This window comes from Psychrobacter sp., from assembly GCF_018260395.1.
Classification (GTDB): Bacteria; Pseudomonadota; Gammaproteobacteria; order Pseudomonadales; family Moraxellaceae; genus Psychrobacter.
In genome coordinates this window covers 1-18,343 of sequence record NZ_JAGLBC010000003.1, presented here as the reverse complement: position 1 = coordinate 18,343, position 18,343 = coordinate 1, and the positions used below count along the sequence as shown (strand labels likewise).

14 protein-coding genes are annotated in these 18,343 nt (G+C 36.8%); 4 read left to right on the top strand and 10 right to left on the bottom strand.

All coding sequences use genetic code 11. The features are described 5' to 3' along the window. Window positions 1-5: 5 nt before the first annotated feature. Window positions 6-380 carry a hypothetical protein gene (locus tag QZ265_RS00630; protein ID WP_296402359.1) on the bottom strand — a complete coding sequence of 125 codons (375 nt, stop codon included), beginning with the start codon at window positions 378-380 and terminating at the stop codon, window positions 6-8. A gap of 712 nt (window positions 381-1,092) precedes the next feature. On the opposite strand from QZ265_RS00630, the gene nrdB reads away from it, so the two are divergent. Beyond that, window positions 1,093-2,226 carry a class Ia ribonucleoside-diphosphate reductase subunit beta gene (gene nrdB, locus QZ265_RS00625; RefSeq protein ID WP_296402357.1) on the top strand — a complete coding sequence of 378 codons (1,134 nt, stop codon included), beginning with the start codon at window positions 1,093-1,095 and terminating at the stop codon, window positions 2,224-2,226. Window positions 2,227-2,550: 324 nt separating this feature from the next. Continuing rightward, a complete protein-coding gene (gene yfaE / locus QZ265_RS00620) occupies window positions 2,551-2,808 on the top strand; it encodes a class I ribonucleotide reductase maintenance protein YfaE (protein ID WP_296402355.1) in 258 nt (85 codons plus the stop codon). A 128-nt stretch (window positions 2,809-2,936) separates the two neighbouring features. Here yfaE and QZ265_RS00615 read toward each other — a convergent pair whose 3' ends face one another. Next, complete coding sequence (locus tag QZ265_RS00615) at window positions 2,937-4,256, bottom strand: trypsin-like peptidase domain-containing protein (protein ID WP_296402353.1); 1,320 nt, start codon at window positions 4,254-4,256, stop codon at window positions 2,937-2,939. A 395-nt stretch (window positions 4,257-4,651) separates the two neighbouring features. Here QZ265_RS00615 and QZ265_RS00610 point away from each other — a divergent pair, with 395 nt between their 5' ends. Continuing rightward, window positions 4,652-5,413, top strand: coding sequence for a Nif3-like dinuclear metal center hexameric protein (locus tag QZ265_RS00610; protein WP_296402351.1), 762 nt, complete (start codon window positions 4,652-4,654; stop codon window positions 5,411-5,413). Window positions 5,414-6,338: 925 nt separating this feature from the next. Then, window positions 6,339-7,598 (top strand): transglycosylase SLT domain-containing protein, encoded by a 1,260-nt coding sequence (locus QZ265_RS00605; RefSeq protein ID WP_296402350.1) that lies wholly within the window; start codon window positions 6,339-6,341, stop codon window positions 7,596-7,598. 79 nt (window positions 7,599-7,677) lie between these two features. Here the strand turns inward: QZ265_RS00605 and QZ265_RS00600 are convergent, their stop codons facing one another. The 8 genes from QZ265_RS00600 to QZ265_RS00565 all read right to left on the bottom strand — a co-directional run bounded on the left by QZ265_RS00600 (window position 7,678) and on the right by QZ265_RS00565 (window position 18,061). Beyond that, window positions 7,678-10,941: a LysM peptidoglycan-binding domain-containing protein gene (locus QZ265_RS00600; RefSeq protein WP_296402348.1), complete on the bottom strand. Its 3,264-nt coding sequence runs from the start codon at window positions 10,939-10,941 to the stop codon at window positions 7,678-7,680. Between the two features lie 203 nt (window positions 10,942-11,144). After that, on the bottom strand, window positions 11,145-11,630 hold the full coding sequence (locus tag QZ265_RS00595) for a hypothetical protein (RefSeq protein WP_296402346.1): 486 nt from the start codon (window positions 11,628-11,630) through the stop codon (window positions 11,145-11,147). Between the two features lie 173 nt (window positions 11,631-11,803). Then, window positions 11,804-13,027: a hemolysin family protein gene (locus QZ265_RS00590; RefSeq protein ID WP_296402344.1), complete on the bottom strand. Its 1,224-nt coding sequence runs from the start codon at window positions 13,025-13,027 to the stop codon at window positions 11,804-11,806. A gap of 86 nt (window positions 13,028-13,113) precedes the next feature. Beyond that, complete coding sequence (locus QZ265_RS00585; RefSeq protein ID WP_296402342.1) at window positions 13,114-13,413, bottom strand: HU family DNA-binding protein; 300 nt, start codon at window positions 13,411-13,413, stop codon at window positions 13,114-13,116. A 329-nt stretch (window positions 13,414-13,742) separates the two neighbouring features. Beyond that, a complete protein-coding gene (gene rpsA / locus QZ265_RS00580; protein ID WP_296402340.1) occupies window positions 13,743-15,428 on the bottom strand; it encodes a 30S ribosomal protein S1 in 1,686 nt (561 codons plus the stop codon). 217 nt (window positions 15,429-15,645) lie between these two features. Next, on the bottom strand, window positions 15,646-16,365 hold the full coding sequence (cmk, locus tag QZ265_RS00575) for a (d)CMP kinase (protein ID WP_296402338.1): 720 nt from the start codon (window positions 16,363-16,365) through the stop codon (window positions 15,646-15,648). Between the two features lie 231 nt (window positions 16,366-16,596). After that, window positions 16,597-17,061, bottom strand: a complete 465-nt coding sequence (tadA, locus tag QZ265_RS00570) for a tRNA adenosine(34) deaminase TadA (protein ID WP_296402401.1) — start codon at window positions 17,059-17,061, stop codon at window positions 16,597-16,599. 259 nt (window positions 17,062-17,320) lie between these two features. After that, window positions 17,321-18,061, bottom strand: coding sequence for a uracil-DNA glycosylase (locus QZ265_RS00565; protein ID WP_296402336.1), 741 nt, complete (start codon window positions 18,059-18,061; stop codon window positions 17,321-17,323). Between the last annotated feature and the right edge of the window lie 282 nt (window positions 18,062-18,343).

Here is an 18,343-nt window from a genome sequence, read left to right as displayed (position 1 = left end):
TGCGGTTAGACTAATGGCATTGCCGTGAATGGTATTGTAGCTATATCCTTGCCTTTGTAATAATAGGACGCAGTGTGACCCATGTCGTATTGGCCGGATTTTACTAAATCGAGTATGCCGAGGGCGGATTTGTGTTTATTAGAAGGATCGACTTGGATTTTAAGACGGCCGTTTGACATCTCTTCTGCAAGTTTAGCCATGTTGCGGTTAGCATCAATAAATGGCGTCAGTGTTGGACCCCATGTTGCCGCTAATTTAAGCTTATATACTTTGTCTGAATTGATAGAACCTGCGTCTTTAGCTTCAGTGTTTTCTGAATTAGAACCACATGCCGTGATTAGAAATGCGGTTGTCAGAATTAATGTTAGTTTTTTTAACAAGTTACTGCTCCTTTTTTAATACAACTCCCTGAAATATTTTTTAACTCTTCCGTTACAACTTAAATAACAAGATAACAAATATATACCTTTCATTCAACTATATTGATTTTTTATGCACTGTTAAAACTAATTTTATAAAAATTATTTTTAAGGTTAGCTAAATGTTGATAATTAACCCTAATACGCTTATGGTTTGTAAAGTTTTAATGATTATCTTCAAAGTTAATAATCTAGGTTAAGTAGATTATATTTAACTGACCTTTTGATGACTTGCTTGGACTTATTGAGGTCATATGAAGACATTGATACAACGATGACTTTTAACAATCATTTTGATTTAGACATACAAAGTCCATAACGTTATAATTATGCGTCGTCACCCCGCTTTAGTCACTACCGCAGCACTTAGTTCGATTAGATTTGTATGGATATTTGCCATAGAATTTTCGGATTCATTTAGTTATTTAATATGCGATCCATGTCATTAACTTAACGCCTAAAAGTTTGCATCTGAGACAAACTAGAATGTTTTAATTAGGTTATATTTAATTATTTATTAATTTTCTTAACTGATTTTAAAAATTATTAGTTTTTATATATGCAGATTATAGAGGCATACCATCGAACACTATAATTACACTTCAAACCGTTCTATACTGCATCACCCTAAATTGCTAATACATCAAAACACTTCAAATTTAAAGGTAATACCATGACATATTCAATCTTTTGCCAAACCAAAAATGATGCCCTAACAGAGCCGATGTTTTTTGGTCAGCCTGTCAATGTGGCGCGTTATGACCAGCAAAAACATCCAATTTTTGAGCAACTCATTGAAAAGCAGTTGTCATTTTTTTGGCGTCCAGAAGAGGTTGATGTATCAAAGGACCGTATCGATTACGGTAATTTATCAACGCATGAAAAGCATATCTTTATCAGTAATCTAAAGTATCAAACCCTGCTAGACTCTATACAAGGCCGTAGCCCAAATGTAGTGCTATTACCTTTGGTATCCATCCCTGAACTTGAGACTTGGATTGAAACTTGGTCGTTCTCTGAAACCATCCACTCTCGTAGTTACACTCATATTATCCGTAACATCGTTAATGACCCTGCTGTAGTCTTTGATGACATTATGAAAAACGAGCACATCCTACAACGTGCTGCAGACATTGCTTTTTATTATGATGACTTATACCAGCACTCACAGCTATATAGCCTATTTGGTCCAGGTACACATGTGGTCAATGGTGAAGAAAAATATGTCGATTTACGCAAACTAAAAAAACAGCTTTATCTGTGTCTAATGGCAGTAAACGTATTAGAAGCCATTCGTTTTTATGTGTCTTTCGCCTGCTCGTTTGCTTTTGCTGAACGTAAGCTTATGGAAGGCAATGCCAAAATTATTAAGTTAATTGCCCGTGATGAAGCTCTACACCTGACCAGCACCCAGCATATGGTGAATATTATGGCATCAGGTAAAGATGACCCAGAAATGGCTGAAATCGCTGCCGAATGCCATAACGAGAGCATAGAGATTTTCCGTAAAGCGGCCGAGCAAGAAAAAGAATGGGCAGGTTATCTGTTCAAAGACGGCTCTATGATTGGTTTGAACAAAGACATCTTGTGTCAGTACGTAGAGTACATCACCAACTTACGTATGGAGGCGGTTGGCTTGCCTGCTATTTTCCCACTGTCTAAGAGTAATCCAATTCCTTGGATCAATACTTGGTTGTCATCTGATAACGTTCAGGTTGCGCCACAAGAAACAGAGATTAGCTCTTATTTAGTCGGTCAAATTGATTCAGATCTATCTGACAGTGACTTTGATGACTTTGAGCTTTAGTGAATTAAGCAATAGTCATTAATTAGTTAAGCTGTAATAATTACATTACCTAAAAGATTTATAATGAATAGAAGGATTGTTTTTAATATACAGAAGGTTAAATGGCTTTAATAAAAGACCTAGGTCGATAAAAGATAACAGATAACAGATAACAGATAACAGATAACAGATAACAGATAACAGATAATAGATAATAGATAATAAAGCGTGGCATTATGAAAAATAACTGCACGCTTTTTGAGCCTGAGTAGTTCAAAAAGATACTATATATACTATAAAAACAATTAAAAATAAGTGACGCCATACTATGACTTGGGTATTACTATGACTTGGGTATTTACCTCAAAAACACGTTTTTATCTTCATGAGGATGAAACTTTGTTAGACGGGTTATTACGTACCGGACACGATATAAATTATCAATGCCGTGAAGGGTACTGTGGCAGTTGCCGAGTAACCTTAACCGCTTCTTCCTTGCCTGTAACATATGATGAACCTCCATTGGCCATGCTTGAACCAAAAGAGATACTTCCCTGCTGCTGTAAAGTAAAAGGTATGCTTCATCTTAAAGAAGTTCATTAGTTGAATATCGAAAAATATTTATTGAGAGCTTAAGTAATTAAATAAAACCAAAAAGTCCGCAAACAATTGCGGACTTTTATTTCAGGGTATTATTTATCAACTATTAAAAGCTTACAAGCTCATATGCCTTACTGAGGCAAAGGATCTACTTGAGGTCTTTCTCCTTTTTCAAACAGTTGAATCAGCTCTTCTCTTAATTGAGCACGCTGCTCATCAGTTAAAGAGTTGTTATTAATCTCAGGAGACTGTAACATTAATTCTGGATCTTCCGGTGTTTGCTCAGGCATAACTACTGTAGTTTGGGTAGGACGTTCGGCCAAAGTAATATCTATATTCATGTTCTCTGAGCCACGTACCACTTGCACTTTCAAAACGCTATTGGGCATTTTACGAGCCACATGCTGAATCAGACGATTTGAGTCCGTCATCTCTTCTCCATCTATCGATAAGATAACATCTCCAACTTTAAGTCCACTTTTAGCAGCAGGACTTCCGGGAATGATATTACGTACTATCACGCCAGTTGAGTTATCAATCTGAGTGGGGTCACGAAGCTGGGATAATACTTCGATACCTAGCCAGCCACGACTGACTTTACCATCTTTTATGATAGCATTCATTACCTGCTCAACTAATGAAGTTGGAATAGCAAAGCCGATTCCCATTGAGCCACCTGTGCGTGAGAAAATTAAGGTATTAATACCAACCAACTCACCACGAGCGTCAACCAATGCACCACCAGAGTTACCTGGGTTAATAGCTGCATCAGTCTGTATAAAGTCTTCAAAAGTATTTACCCCAAGACCCGTTCGCCCTGTAGCAGAGATAATGCCTTGAGTCACAGTTTGACCTACACCGAATGGATTACCAATGGCCAATGCCACATCACCTACTTCAATGGGATCCTTTCTAAAGGCCAAAGGTTCTAAACCAGACATGTCAACTTTAATAACTGCCAAATCGCTATCAGGGTCAGTACCTACTACCTTAGCTACTGCTTTACGACCATCGCTTAAAGCCACGACAATCTCATCAGCCTTTGTGATTACATGGGCATTGGTGACTATGTAGCCATCATTTGAGACAATTACCCCAGATCCCAGACTGGTTTCTTGATTGGCTTGAGGGTTTTGACCATGAAACTCATAAAAGCGTCGTAACACAGGGTCATTCATATATGGATCTTGACTAATGGTCTGCGTGGTATAGATATTAACCACGGAGCGAGATGCCTTTGCAACTGCATTATGATATGACAAAATAGGTTCTGGCTTATCTGCGTCTTTATTAAGAGCAATAGAAGTGCTGGAACTACGTGGAGGTTGCCACGCCGATTGTTGACTGGCCTTTTGGTCAATATAGACCCAAATAAAAGCCGCTAAAACAGCTATTAATAATAACCAGGGAAGAATTTTCCAGATAACACTGGTTTTTGATGATTCAGACATGTCACTCCTCGTAGATAAAACGTGTCAACGACATTAAGACTTTAAAAATTTGGTATATGACCTAAGCCTTAATCCAGTGTCTTCGTTTTTTGGTGCTAGTTTAATATGATTGTTTTAGGGTAGTTATGGCAATTTAAGTCGTTATAATATTTATTAATAATTAGAAATGATATTAGTTTAACATTTGTAAGCTCAATGCTGTTATACCACACCCTTTCTTTAAACTATATATTGTTCAATTTATGTTACTTAATCAGGCTATCAACTAACTTTAGCTATTATCTTCTTGAGTTAGCTATTAACTGATAAAAGCACAATTTTATAAAAGTTTTACTCTAATTCTTATTACCTATTTAATAAACTATTGAGCCAATTTTTTAATTAAGGTGAAACCTATGATCGAAATAAGTCCGTCAGCTTTAGAGCAGTGGTGCAATGACTATCTTAAAGCCAATGAATTCAAAGATTACTGCCCTAATGGTTTACAAGTTGATGCTGCTGTCCCTATAAAAAAAATCATCACTGGCGTCACAGCCACTCAAAACTTAATTGACGCTGCAATTGAACATCAAGCAGATGCTGTCTTAGTTCATCATGGCTATTTTTGGAAAGGAGAGTCCGAGCCTTTGACGGGCATGAAAGGTAAGCGCATACGCACCTTATTTCAAAACAACTTATCTCTACTGGCTTATCATCTCCCCTTAGATGCGCATCCAGTCGTAGGTAATAATGCAGTGCTTGCTAATCTTTTGGATCTTAAGATTATAGGTGCTTTATACCCTGAAGAAAAATATCCTGTTGGCAATATTGCTCAATGCGATCCTATATCTATTGATGATTTTATAGATAAAGTCAGGGTGAGATTACAGCGCAGCCCTACCCATATTAGTGCCAATAACCGCTTTATTTCAAAAGTGGGTATCTGTACTGGTGGCGCGCAAGATATGATTGAACAAGCTGCCAAAATGGGCTGTCAGCTATATCTCTCAGGAGAGATTTCAGAACGTACCACTCACTCAGCAAGAGAGTTGGGAATAGATTATTTAGCTTGTGGTCATCATGCTACAGAAATGGGAGGCATTAAAGCGCTTGGTGAAGTCATAAAAAATATTTTAGGGCTGGAAGTTACTTTTATTGATGATCCAAATCCAGCTTAAGTTATATCTTTGTTTTAAAGGTCCTAATATTGATGTAAATGATTTTTTACATAAGTCATTAATTTTAGTATAATACATTTTGAAACATTAAAAATGTGTTTGTTATTAAATCAGTTATTATCTGCTTTACTCTACTTTTAAATACATAAACTGCTTAAATCTTGATTTTTTTTAAACCTACCCCATATAGCTATCAAAATTGAATCAGTATAAATTACTGGTTAAATTTGAAAAAACTACCTATTTTAACAAACTATCGCAAGTGCGAATTTGACTTGTTTAATTTTTATTCAATTATGAATTAGTTCAAACAAGTCTATAGTTGGTTTGATGACAATTTTCTTATTACAATCTCAGACCGTATTAAACAAACGGTATTAAACAAACTGTATTTGGCAAATTGTTATCTTATCAATTAATAGTAAGACAAATGAGTGTTGATATGCAACTGGTCCTAAACGATTAAATTCGATACCAACTTAATGCAGATATTGAAAGCACTTTAAATAATAGTACTAAAATTGCCACTACTGAAATTGACAGTACTTAAATTTAATAAGCTTTAATCTTACATGCTATTTGTCTTAGTATATTTTAATTCGTCTTGCTAGCAATGTATCTGATTTTTATTCAATTAATTTTCCTGACGGTTATCTATTTAATTTAGATTAAGACGCAGATTTAATTTTTTTAAAAATCCAACCCTATATTATAACAGTGGCTATATTCATTTTTGCCATCTGTCACATATGTTTAATGGTATCTATTAAATACAAAATAATCATTTAATAATACTACAGCTGATTCGTTTTTTTGTATTGGCTTATTACAAGATATAGGGTGTTTACATTACTCATGCCTGTGGTTTTAAAGAGACTTTAATACAATGGTGTATTAATCTCTACACAGTATGGATAGTTGGATAATGGATACTTCCATGCTACGACTACGTAATTGGATAAATCACAAAAACAATCATCGCAAAAATACTCAGTGTTTTACGTCTAATGTATTTTCGATCCCATCAAGCAATGGCAAATATGTTCTACCGTTCATAGCACCTCCAAAACTTATTCAAACAGATTCAAAGCGTCCTAAAGTAAAAAAGAAGTTTGCCAAACTTAAAATGCTTATGCAAATTTCTAGCATCGCTCTACTGTCGTTGCCAGCCCAAAGTCTGACTACCGCTTTATTTACCAATGAAGAAGATGCTTATGACAGTGTCTTGGCTGCTAACACTTTAACTTTAGCTTCCGTTAAGGGCAATAGCACCTATTTTTCAACTGATAGATTTGAACATGGTTTTGGCTATGATATTGCTCGCTCATATGCCTATACACTTGGCGTTGAGTTAGTTGTTAAAGAGTTTCAAACTGATGCTGAAGCTTTAAATGCTTTACGTGATGGCGATGCTGATATGGCCTTGACAACTGCCAGTACCAAGCTACTTACAGAATCAGGATTGGCGTCAATGAATATCAGCTGCGGTTACGATAGCACTTTAGTTGATAATGGGTTACATCCTAAAACCAACTGGAGTTTTAGAAGTAACGCAGACCCGTTAGCCATAAAGGCAAGCCACTATATATGTGATGATGGCCAGTTGGTTAATACCGCAAAAATTGCAAATTTTTATGACCAAACATTATTAGAGGATGATTATAACCGTAAACATTTTGAGAAAGCTTTAACCACAAATTTACCTAGTTATAAATCCTCTTTTCAGAAGCAAGCCAATATATACAATCATGATTGGCAGTTGTTGGTTGCAATGGGCTATCAAGAGTCTCATCTAAATGCCAATGCCACTTCTCCTACTGGAGTGCGAGGATTGATGATGTTGACGAATAATACCGCTAAAGCGATGGGCGTATCAGACCGTGTTGATCCGTATCAAAGTATTGGTGGCGGTGCTCGCTATTTAGAGCAAATGAAAGAGACTTTTTCAGAAGTTCCTAATCCTGACAGATTATGGTTTGCGCTAGCTTCATATAATATGGGACCTAATGCTATTAAAGATATTCAGCAAAAACTAGCTAATAAAGGACAAAACCCAAACAGCTGGGCAAACGTTTATGCTTATATGTCTAATAACGCTATTCATAATTCACGCTATACTCAGTGCATGCATTATGTGACCAACATACGCAGTTATCTTGAGACTTTAAAAACCAGAACGGTTTAGAATTTATAGTTAATTTCTGCATAAAAAAAAGAGTTCAAATTGAACTCTTTTTTAACTTTAAACGCTTAGAACTATAGCTTTATTGAACAGGTACTTTTAGGGTCTGGCCCATTTGCAACATGGTATTGCTACTAATACCGTTTAACTTAGCAAACTCATCTGGAGTCATACCATACTTCTTAGCAAGTCCAATCAAGCTATCTCCAGACTTAACCTTATAATCTGTGGTTGTCGCTGGAATAGTTATTTTTTGACCTACTTGTAGATCTGCATTATTTTTCAAACCATTAGCGCTAGCCAATTGACTGATACTTAAACCATTTTGACTGGCAAGTCGTGTTAGCGAATCACCAGATTTAACCGTGTAATTGCCACTAGTCGTAGCGACTGGTTTTAACGCTACACTACTTGATGAAGATGCGTTACTTGAAGAAGATGAGTTTGAAGATGACGCTGATGCCTTGCTACTAGGTACTTTTAGTGTTTGGCCCACAAGTAAGCCAGCATTAGGGCTTATATTGTTGGCGGCGGCTAAGTCTTCAGTAGAAACATTATATTCACGGGCCAAGTTAATTAAACCATCCCCTGCCTTCACTTTATAACTACTGCTATAGTTAACTTTAGAATTTGAAGTGCTTTTTGATGAAGTATATGACGAGCTAGTAGTTACATTTTTTGAGGAGCTATTAGTTGAACTGCTTGCAGAGCTACTGTTGCTCGAAGTTGATACACTTGCACTACTACTAGGTATGGTAATGGTTTGACCAATTAATAAATTCGAAGTTGAGCTTATATTATTGGCAGTTGCAATATCACCAATAGATAAATTGTAATTACTTGCCAAACTGGTTAAAGAATCACCCGATTGAACTTTATATTTAATGGCCTTATTGTTCAATCCGCGTTCGACTTGCTGACTGCTTACTGGTAATTTAATGCTTTGGCCACTTTGTAACTGAGTCGCATCTGAAAAGTTATTAATTTCAGCGATTTGGGTATGAGACACACCAATCTTATTAGCAATTCCTATTAAGGTATCGCCAGACTGCACAGTATAACGTGTAGTTTGTCCTTTGTATGAACTTGAGGCACTATTGCTACTTCCATTGCTCTTATTATTGTTACTGCTATTGCTCTTATTATTGCTGCTGCTATTGCTGGAAGCAGCTGAAACTGAAGGTACAGTTAGACGCTGACCCACCAATAATTGCTCGGTCGGACTTATATCGTTGATAGCAGCTAAAGTATCGACTGGGATATTAAAACGTGACGCTAAGCCTATTAGACCTTCTCCACGCTGTACGGTATAAGTTTGAGTCTTGCCATTATATGCAGAGGCAGCACTATTATTAGAATTACTATTGTCACTGGTTTTAACCATACCTGGGATTAACCAAAGCTTCTGACCTGCACGTAATTGGGCATTCGTGGTTAATCCGTTATAAGTAGCCAGACGGGAGACACTTAGACCCACACGATTCGCTGTCCCAATTAAAGTATCACCTGAACGAACGATGTAAGTGTTCGGTTGTGCATTACTTTGCGTCGCGTCAGGCCTGGCTACTGAGCTATCTAAAGGTTTAACAGGATTTGCATTGTACAAATATAACGTGGTACCTGCTAACAAAGTAGAGTTCGGATTGATTTGGTTCCAATCCGCTATGTCACGCCAATTTAGTCCAGCACGTGAAGCAATATTTAATAGGGTATCGCCACGCTGAACGTTATAAACGCTTCGTTTACCACTTGGTTTAGTAGAAGGGTTGACGGCTTGCTGTGTAGTTGGCGCATCATATTTAATTTTCTTATCTTCACCACGGGCCTCTAAAATAGACTGCTGAGTCTGAATAGCATCAAGTCTAATATTGCCATCTACTGGGCTAACCACATCACCAACTTCTGGTGATTGCTGCTGAATTTGTTTAGAGATAAAGCTTTTCTCTTCAGCCGATAAAGGTGGCTCTTGAACAATGGTAGCATTCCTTGTCAATTGCGCAGACGTGGTAGGTAATGTATTTGAAGCTGCCAGTTCTGATTCAATACGTTTCTTTTCACTAGCGCTAAGAGGTGGCTCACTAACTTTAACACCGCTTGATCTTTGAGAAAGTGCAGGTGATGGTGCAATATAAGTACTAGTTTGCTTAGGAGCACGCGCTTGGTTAGCAAATTCAGCCAGACCGTCAGACGACTTAGCCAAAACTTGGTACTGAGAATCAGGAATAGTATAAGGAGAGTTACTGCCACCATTGCCTTTTAAAGTTCTTAATTTGGAGTCAACCAAAATATTAACTTGGTTTGGTATAATAACGCGATTTGGGCCTGAAGAATCTACTATGTCGTTAGTTAATGAAGGGTTTAACGCCTTTAGATCATCATAGCCGACACCCGTTAATTGAGACACCTCCATCAAGCTTACGCCATAATTTACAGGCACACTTCTAAAATGCTGACGGTTAGCAATAGCAGGAAGATAGATGCTATATTGATTGGTATCTTTAATGATTTGGGCAACTGCCATGAATCTAGGGACATAGTGCATAGTCTCTGTAGGAAGAGATAAAGACCAATAATCCGTCGGTAAGCCTCTAGCTATGTTAGCATCTATAGCATTTTGAATACGACCTGGACCAGCATTATAAGCCGCTAGAGCCAGCTCCCAACTACCAAACTGATTATACAGTGACGTTAAGAAATCGTAAGCGGCACGTGTAGATTCAATAACATCACGGCGGCCGTCATAAGTAGGCGTTTGAGTTAAACCATAAATACGACCTGTACTGGGTATAAACTGCCATAGACCTGCAGCTGCAGCGTTACTAGTACCTGTAGGATCGTACGAGCTCTCGATAACTGGTAACAGTGCTAACTCTGTTGGAATATTACGACGTTCAGCTTCTCGGACTGTATGATATAAATAGCGACTGGCTCGAGCGGTTAATCGATTAATATATTCTTGACGAGAAATAAACCAGTTCTTTTGTGCATCTATACGCTGCTGTTGACCAAAGCCATAACTTTGGTTCATGCGGAAGCCGGCACGCATTCTATCCCATAAGTTACCGTATTGCTGAATGGCCAACTTATCATCTTCCACCATTTTCATATCAGTGGCTTCTAATAAATTCTCTAATTCAGAAAGGCTCTCGTCATCCAATAAAGAAGTGCTATAAGCGCTGGTTGCAGGAACATTAGATACCGCTTCATTTTGTGCAACTGGAATACGAACCCCTGGTTGCGTACCTTGAACTGGCGCTGTGCTATTACATCCTGCTAATATAACAGAGCCTATAGCAACAACTAAAGGTAGCTGACAAAATCGCATAGTGGTATTTCTAAAGTTCATGACAATAACAACCCAAAATAATAAGTGAATAATCACTTTATAATAAATATAATTTATAAGATTACAAAACGTCGCAGTTTAAATAATTGATATAGTGTAATTCAAAATGCTTGAGGCAAAAGTATATCAGCAATTTCATTAAGACTAAAAACAAAAAAGTTTGTAAATATTACAAACTTTTTACTACAATTATATTAATTGTCTTATTCAATAGTCACTTGAGACACCGCTCTCAAAAGTACAGCATTATCATTAGCAGATTTCAATGTCGCTCTCGAAGTAGTACTCATCGTTCTTTGCTGACCATCTTTTACCCAAGTTTCAACTGTCTTAACATCTGCTTTAGCTTGTTCGCCGCTAATCACAATATTAGAAATAATAATATCATAGCTATAATTACTTGATTCAGCCCAACTGTCTTGTAAAAGCTTTAAATAGGCAGGTTTATCTAGACTTGTTGTTTTTCCTCGTCGGGATAAGGAAATCAAAGCTTCGTCTGCAACCAAACTTGAAATCTTATTAACATTTCTGCTATTAGCTGCCTGCTTCATTTGCGTAGCATAGTTTTGAACGGCAGCTTCATTAATGGCTGCTTGTGCAGAAGTAGCAACGAAGCTGATAGCAGCAGCAACTACTACTGGTGTCAAAATGCTTTTTAGAGATGTTCTATAGCCATACAAATTTTTCATAATCGTGACTTCCTTAATAATTACCTTATGGATTGAAGCTTAAGACTACAAAAATATAAGATTATAGTTCTACCTGTCTTAACCTATGATATATATTACTATAATTGAAGTTGTCTTATCCTAGGTGATTATTAATCTCTTGTAATATTTAGTCACAAAATAAATTTAAAATATTAGTCACTATACATATTACTGTTGTTTTCATCTTCAACCAACATGCCCAGACGTGCTGAACGGCGTTGCATCATTTGACGAGCCAATACTTGCATGTCCTCTACCCTATCTACTTCATCGACAATCTCTAACCCTAATAATGTCTCTAGTACATCTTCTAAAGTAACTAAACCCTTAACCTCACCATATTCGCCAACCGTTATAGCAATATGAATTCGACTATTTAACATCAAGTCTAATAAATCAAATAACTTCATTTTGGAGAATACAAAAGTAATCTCACGCTTATAACTTTCTAATGGTTTATCCATATGGTTATTGGCTTTAGCCAATAAAATATCAGACTTTAATACAAAACCAGTGACTTTATCTAAGTCCTCATCATAGATAGGCAGGCGTGAAAACATAAGTTTTGGACGATTTGCTAATAATTCAGCTACTGTTATTGACTGATCAAACGCATGCATTACTGATCTTGGTGTCATAATATCTTCGACCTTAATGGCACCAAATGCCAAAAGGTTACGAATAATACGAGACTCTAAAGGATCAATTTGACCAGATTGTTCGCCGACACTTGCCAAAGCTGCAAACTCATTGCGACTAAAAGTATGCGCTTTTTTGCCTTTAGTAAGCAGCTTGGTAATTCTTTCTGAAAACCATATGAGCGGATATAAAACAAAAATGATTGCTTTTACAAAATAAGCAACCGGACCAGATAATTGTCGCCAATATAAGGTACCAATTGTTTTTGGAATAATCTCAGATCCAATCAAAATCACAAGAGTCATTGCAGCAGAAAAAATGCCAAACCACTCATTACCAAATACGATAGTAGCTTGCGCACCAGCTCCTAATGATCCGACTGTATGTGAAATAGTATTTAATGTCAAAATAGCAGCAATAGATTGGTCAATCTTATCTATCTTTACATCTTTCAACATATCAGATTTCGAGGGATTCTCTTCAGCAATAGATGCCACATAAGATGGCGTCATAGTTAGCAAGACCGCTTCTGATACAGAACAGACAAAGGAGACAATTACGGATAATAGGATAAAACCTATGAGTAAAATTACATGAACACCATAGGCTGATGTCTGAATAGCAACATCTGGAGTACCACCACCGGCAGCATAAGCAACCAATGGTAATGCGGTGATTAGTGTCAAAATTGTAATGTTGCGGGTAAAGCGTGATGATGTTCTAAATCTAGCTTTCAAGTCAAACACCTAATGTAGTGAAACCAATGTAGTTAAACATATTTATGAAATAGAATAGTTATAGGATATCATTAAACGCATTACGTTTATATCCATTTATCATTAACGCCTTCACGTAAAGCTTTGCCCGGTTTAAAATGAGGAATGGATTTTTGTTCCACCAGAACCATTTCGCCTGTTTTTGGATTGCGCCCTTGTCGAGCTTCACGATGATGTAAACAAAAAGTTCCAAACCCGCGCACTTCAATTCTATTGTTTTCGATTAACTTTTCAGATAATAGTGCGATAATTTCTCTAACTGCATCATCTACCTCTATATCGGATATATAATCGCAACGAGCAGAGACATCTCGTATTAAATCTGATTTATTTATAACTTTTGTCATATCCTTGTGACCTTAATAAATTATGAATTAAATACTTTAAAGGTTATAGTCCTTTAAAACCTAAAAAGCCATTGGATCATCATCTTAATCTAGAGTGTATTGATTAAAAGTTTTTAATTACGCTATAAATTTATAAATTGAGATCTAAACCTATTATATTCATCAATTTAAGAAATTTAATAGCATATTGATATTAAATCATAAGTTAGTATAACTATGAAACTAATATTCAAATATATTGTAAAATATCAATAAATTATGTATAAAAAAGAGCACCCGAAGGCACTCTCTTTTTTATACAGATGTTAAGAGCAACTTTATAAGAATGATTAATCTTCTTGCATTTGCTCTTTGATTAAATCACCAATAGTTTTTGGCTGCGCTTCAGGAGCAGCAGCTTGTGTACTACCAAGCTCTTTAATGGCTTGACGCTCTTCAGACTCATCTTTTGATTTAACTGATAAGCTAATAGCACGAGATTTACGGTCAACGCTAATAATCTTAGCTTCAACACTATCGCCCACATTAAGGTGCTTAGTAGCATCTTCAACTTTATCGCGTTGAATTTCTGATGCACGTAAGTAACCTTCAACTTCATCAGCTAAAGTAATCGTTGCGCCTTTAGCATCTACTTCTTTAACCGTACCTGTTACGATTGAACCACGGTCATTACCCACTAAGTATTCATTGAATGGATCAGAACTTAACTGTTTGATACCAAGGCTGATACGGTTGGCTTCAGCATCAACTGATAGAACCATAGCTTCCACGGTGTCGCCTTTGTTATAGTTACGGATAGCTTCTTCGCCAACTTCGTGCCATGAAATATCAGATAGGTGAACCAAACCATCAATCCCACCGTCAAGACCGATAAAGATACCAAAGTCAGTGATTGACTTGATAGTACCCGTTAGCTTATCGCCACGATCAAATTTCTTGTCGAACTCTTCCCATGGATTAGGTAGAGTTTGTTTAATACCTAGGCTGATACGACGACGTTCTTCATCGATATCTAAGATCATAACTTCAACTTCATCACCAATCTGGACTACTTTTGATGGGTGGATGTTTTTGTTAGTATGATCCATCTCTGATACGTGTACTAAACCTTCAATACCATCAGATATTTCAGCGAAACAACCGTAATCAGTTAAGTTAGTAACGCGAGCTTTAACGACACTACCAACTGGGTATGTACCACTTACGTTATCCCAAGGGTCAGTACCTAACTGCTTAAGACCTAGGCTAACGCGGTTGCGTTCACGATCAAACTTAAGAACTTTAACTTTAAGATCTTGACCCACTTCTACAACTTCAGATGGGTGCTTGATACGGCGCCATGCCATATCAGTGATGTGTAGTAGACCATCGATACCACCTAGGTCAACGAACGCACCATAATCAGTTAAGTTCTTAACAATACCTTCAACCTCGATACCTTCTTCAAGTTTATTAAGTAGCTCTTCACGCTCAGCTGAGTTCTCAGCTTCCATAACCGCTTTACGGCTAACAACTACGTTGTTACGTTTCTGGTCTAATTTAATAATTTTGAATTCAAGTTCTTTGCCTTCAAGGTGCGTAGTGTCACGGATTGGACGAACATCTACTAATGAACCTGGTAGGAAAGCACGTACTGTACCAATATCTACAGTAAAACCACCTTTTACTTTGCTTGAGATGATACCTTTAACAATTTCATTACCTTCGAATAGCTTCTCAAGCGCATTCCATGTTTCAACACGTTTTGCTTTTTCACGTGACAGTAAGGTCTGACCCATACCATTGTCAACAGCTTCAACAACAACATCAACGCTATCGCCCACTGCTACTTCAAGCTCGCCATTTTCGTCTAAGAACTCTTCACGAGCTACAACACCCTCAGACTTCAAACCAGTGTCAACTGTAATCCAATCGCTATCGATTGCTACAACAGCACCGCTGATTACTGAGCCACGCTCAATATCAAGACCCTGCTCTTCTAGACTCGCTTCAAATAGTTCAGCAAATGATTCCATTATGATTACCTTAATATAGCCGTATCCTGTCCAGCACAGTACGGTTCAAGTTTATGAAGATAAAAGATTGACGCTGGTTTTACTCTTTTTATCTTCATTTAATAAAACGTTTAATTTGTTGGGTTAACCAAATCTAATTAAGTGGCTAACCGTTTTTCATCTAGCTAAAAGGGTAATAAGTTTGGTTTTAGTAGACTACCTGACTTGAATACCATACCTATTGGTCAAAACATATACCCTTAGTTTGGCAGAACGCTTTGATTTTAAAATACACCTCATCAGCATTCATTTCAGAGCTGTCTAATACTAAAGCTTCTTCATGAGGTTTAGACGGAGAGACACTTCTATTCTCATCACGCTCATCTCTTTGCTGAATGCTTTTTAATATCGCTAGATAGTTAGCTTTTTGTCCAGCTTGCTCTAATTGAGTTACTCGGCGATCAGCACGAGCTTCAGCACTTGCTGTCAAATATACCTTGGCATCCGCATCAGGAAAAACTACCGTTCCCATGTCACGACCATCCGCAATTAATCCTGAATGGTTTGCCATATTTTGCTGCAATTGTAATAATGCTTCTCGCACCTTAGGTAAAGCTGCAACTATAGAGGCATAGCTACCAACCGTTTCGTTTCTTATCTCGCCGGCTACACTAATGCCATCTACTATTATATCTACTTCGCCACTTTGACGAGGTATAAACTGTATATCCAAATGATTGACTAGTTGAGTAATTTTATCTTCATCTTTAGCGCTTAACTCACTTTCAGCGCTTGGTTGATCACTTAATAAACCAGCTTGATTCGCTTTTAGCCCGACAATACGATAAAGCGCTCCAGAATCGAGCAAACGATAATTCAAAGCTTGGGCTAACCTTAAACAAATGGTACCTTTCCCTGCTCCACTAGGACCATCAATTGTGATAACAGGAAAACTCATTGGTTTATTACTCGCCGCTTTATTAATTAGCTATTCTGGATTAATTTCAAGTTAGCTATTTTTGTCTAAATTTAGTCAGGATTTACAAGTTAATAGTCTTAAAATCAAGGCGTAAATACAAATAGTGCAAGATTATAACAAATAATAAGAAGTATCACTAGATTTAATTGAATATTGATACACAATAAGTAATAAATAACTTTCAACGTATTTTAAATTTTTTATCGTAAATTAATATGAATTCTTATTTTTCTGATTTCTTTTATTTCTAAAGAACGATTTCAAAATTTGTTGACTATGGCTCTTCAACAAGCCATTATTAACATCAATTTTATGATTATAAAAACCCTTCTCTAGCAAATTTAACTGACTCCCTACAACACCCGCCCGTGGTTCATGAGTTGCAAATACCAACCTTGACAATCTTGCATGAATTAAAGCACCTAAGCACATAGTGCAAGGCTCTAACGTAACATATAGCGTTGTATTTTCTGGTAATCTATAATTTTGTAATGAGATACACGCTGAACGTAGTGCCGCAATTTCAGCGTGAGAGGTAGGGTCACAAGTCGAAATGGGTTTATTAAACCCTTCACCGATAATTTTATCATTATGGACTAAGACAGCCCCAACTGGAACTTCGTCATTTGTAGCTCCTAGTTGCGCTAAAGCCAACGCAGCTCGCATATACCTCACATCATTAAGAGACCAAAACTTAGCGACGCTCAAATAATTGGCATAGTTGTTATTGTTATTATAATTATTAAAGTTAATCAAGTTGTCATGATCATAATTTTTGATATCGTTATTGATATCCTTAGTAATAAAGTTATTGGATTTTGGCTTTAATAACGGTTTATTTATCATTACTTACTATTCAAAAGTGAGTTTAAAGGCATTAGCTTTAATTAGCCACATTGGCTAAAGACGCTTCACTTAGCAAAGGCTATTCACCCTATTGAGGCAACTGCCAGTCGATAGCACTTTTACCATGTTGTCGCAAATATTCGTTAGCTTTTGAAAAAGGCTTTGAACCAAAAAAACCGCCTCTATTGGCTGCTAATGGTGAAGGATGTACGGCCGATAAAATTAAATGCCTTTCGGTATCAATGAACTTACCCTTAAGCTTAGCGTGACTGCCCCATAATATAAATACAGTATTGAATGTCTGCTTATTCACTACATCAACAACTGCATCGGTGAACTGTTCCCAACCCTTACCTTTATGACTGCCAGCAATGCCTTCTTCTACAGTCAATGAAGTATTCAAAAGCAAAACTCCCTGCTGTGCCCAATGTGTTAGGTCACCATGTCTAGATGGCACAGTACCAATATCATCTGCCATCTCTTTTAGGATGTTATTGAGTGAAGGTGGCTTAGGTATTATCTTTGGCACCGAAAAAGACAATCCCATAGCTTGACCAGGACCATGATAAGGATCTTGACCCAATATCACTACCTTTACTTCAGACAATGGCGTTAAATTAAAAGCATTGAACATTTGGCTAGCTTTGGGATAAACACTTTTACCAGACCCATATTCCTGTTTCAAAAATTCACGTAATTTATCCATATTCTCAGACGTTAATTCTTCTGCTAAGGCCATCTTCCAGTCTTCTGGCATTTTAACTTTGGCTAAAATAGCCTTCTTTTCCGCTTCACTTTTTTGTGGTGATTCTGAATCAAATAACTGCATAGATAGTCTCTTTTAGATCATTAAAAAGCTAGATAATTAGATAGTAATGTTAACAATAAATATTATTCAGCAAAACTTAATATTGTTATATATAAGGTTGTCTTATAAGTTGTGACGAATACGTAATAAATCAAGTTTTTAATTTTATAACACTGATTAATCATTAACTATGACAGATCAATTATTACAATAAACTGATCACTTATAAACTGACGACTTATAAAAGGATCCTTAGATTCAACGATGAAGTGCAACGTTTAGAAATGATGAGAAGAAGAGTAA

Excerpts from the sequence above, each read along its gene's own strand:
- nrdB (WP_296402357.1), top strand. The coding sequence starts at position 1,093 with ATGACATATTCAATCTTTTGCCAAACCAAAAATGATGCCCTAACAGAG.
- yfaE (WP_296402355.1), top strand. The coding sequence starts at position 2,551 with ATGACTTGGGTATTTACCTCAAAAACACGTTTTTATCTTCATGAGGAT.
- QZ265_RS00615 (WP_296402353.1), bottom strand. The coding sequence starts at position 4,256 with ATGTCTGAATCATCAAAAACCAGTGTTATCTGGAAAATTCTTCCCTGG.
- QZ265_RS00610 (WP_296402351.1), top strand. The coding sequence starts at position 4,652 with ATGATCGAAATAAGTCCGTCAGCTTTAGAGCAGTGGTGCAATGACTAT.
- QZ265_RS00605 (WP_296402350.1), top strand. The coding sequence starts at position 6,339 with ATGGATACTTCCATGCTACGACTACGTAATTGGATAAATCACAAAAAC.
- QZ265_RS00600 (WP_296402348.1), bottom strand. The coding sequence starts at position 10,941 with ATGAACTTTAGAAATACCACTATGCGATTTTGTCAGCTACCTTTAGTT.
- QZ265_RS00595 (WP_296402346.1), bottom strand. The coding sequence starts at position 11,630 with ATGAAAAATTTGTATGGCTATAGAACATCTCTAAAAAGCATTTTGACA.
- QZ265_RS00585 (WP_296402342.1), bottom strand. The coding sequence starts at position 13,413 with ATGACAAAAGTTATAAATAAATCAGATTTAATACGAGATGTCTCTGCT.
- rpsA (WP_296402340.1), bottom strand. The coding sequence starts at position 15,428 with ATGGAATCATTTGCTGAACTATTTGAAGCGAGTCTAGAAGAGCAGGGT.
- cmk (WP_296402338.1), bottom strand. The coding sequence starts at position 16,365 with ATGAGTTTTCCTGTTATCACAATTGATGGTCCTAGTGGAGCAGGGAAA.
- QZ265_RS00565 (WP_296402336.1), bottom strand. The coding sequence starts at position 18,061 with ATGCAGTTATTTGATTCAGAATCACCACAAAAAAGTGAAGCGGAAAAG.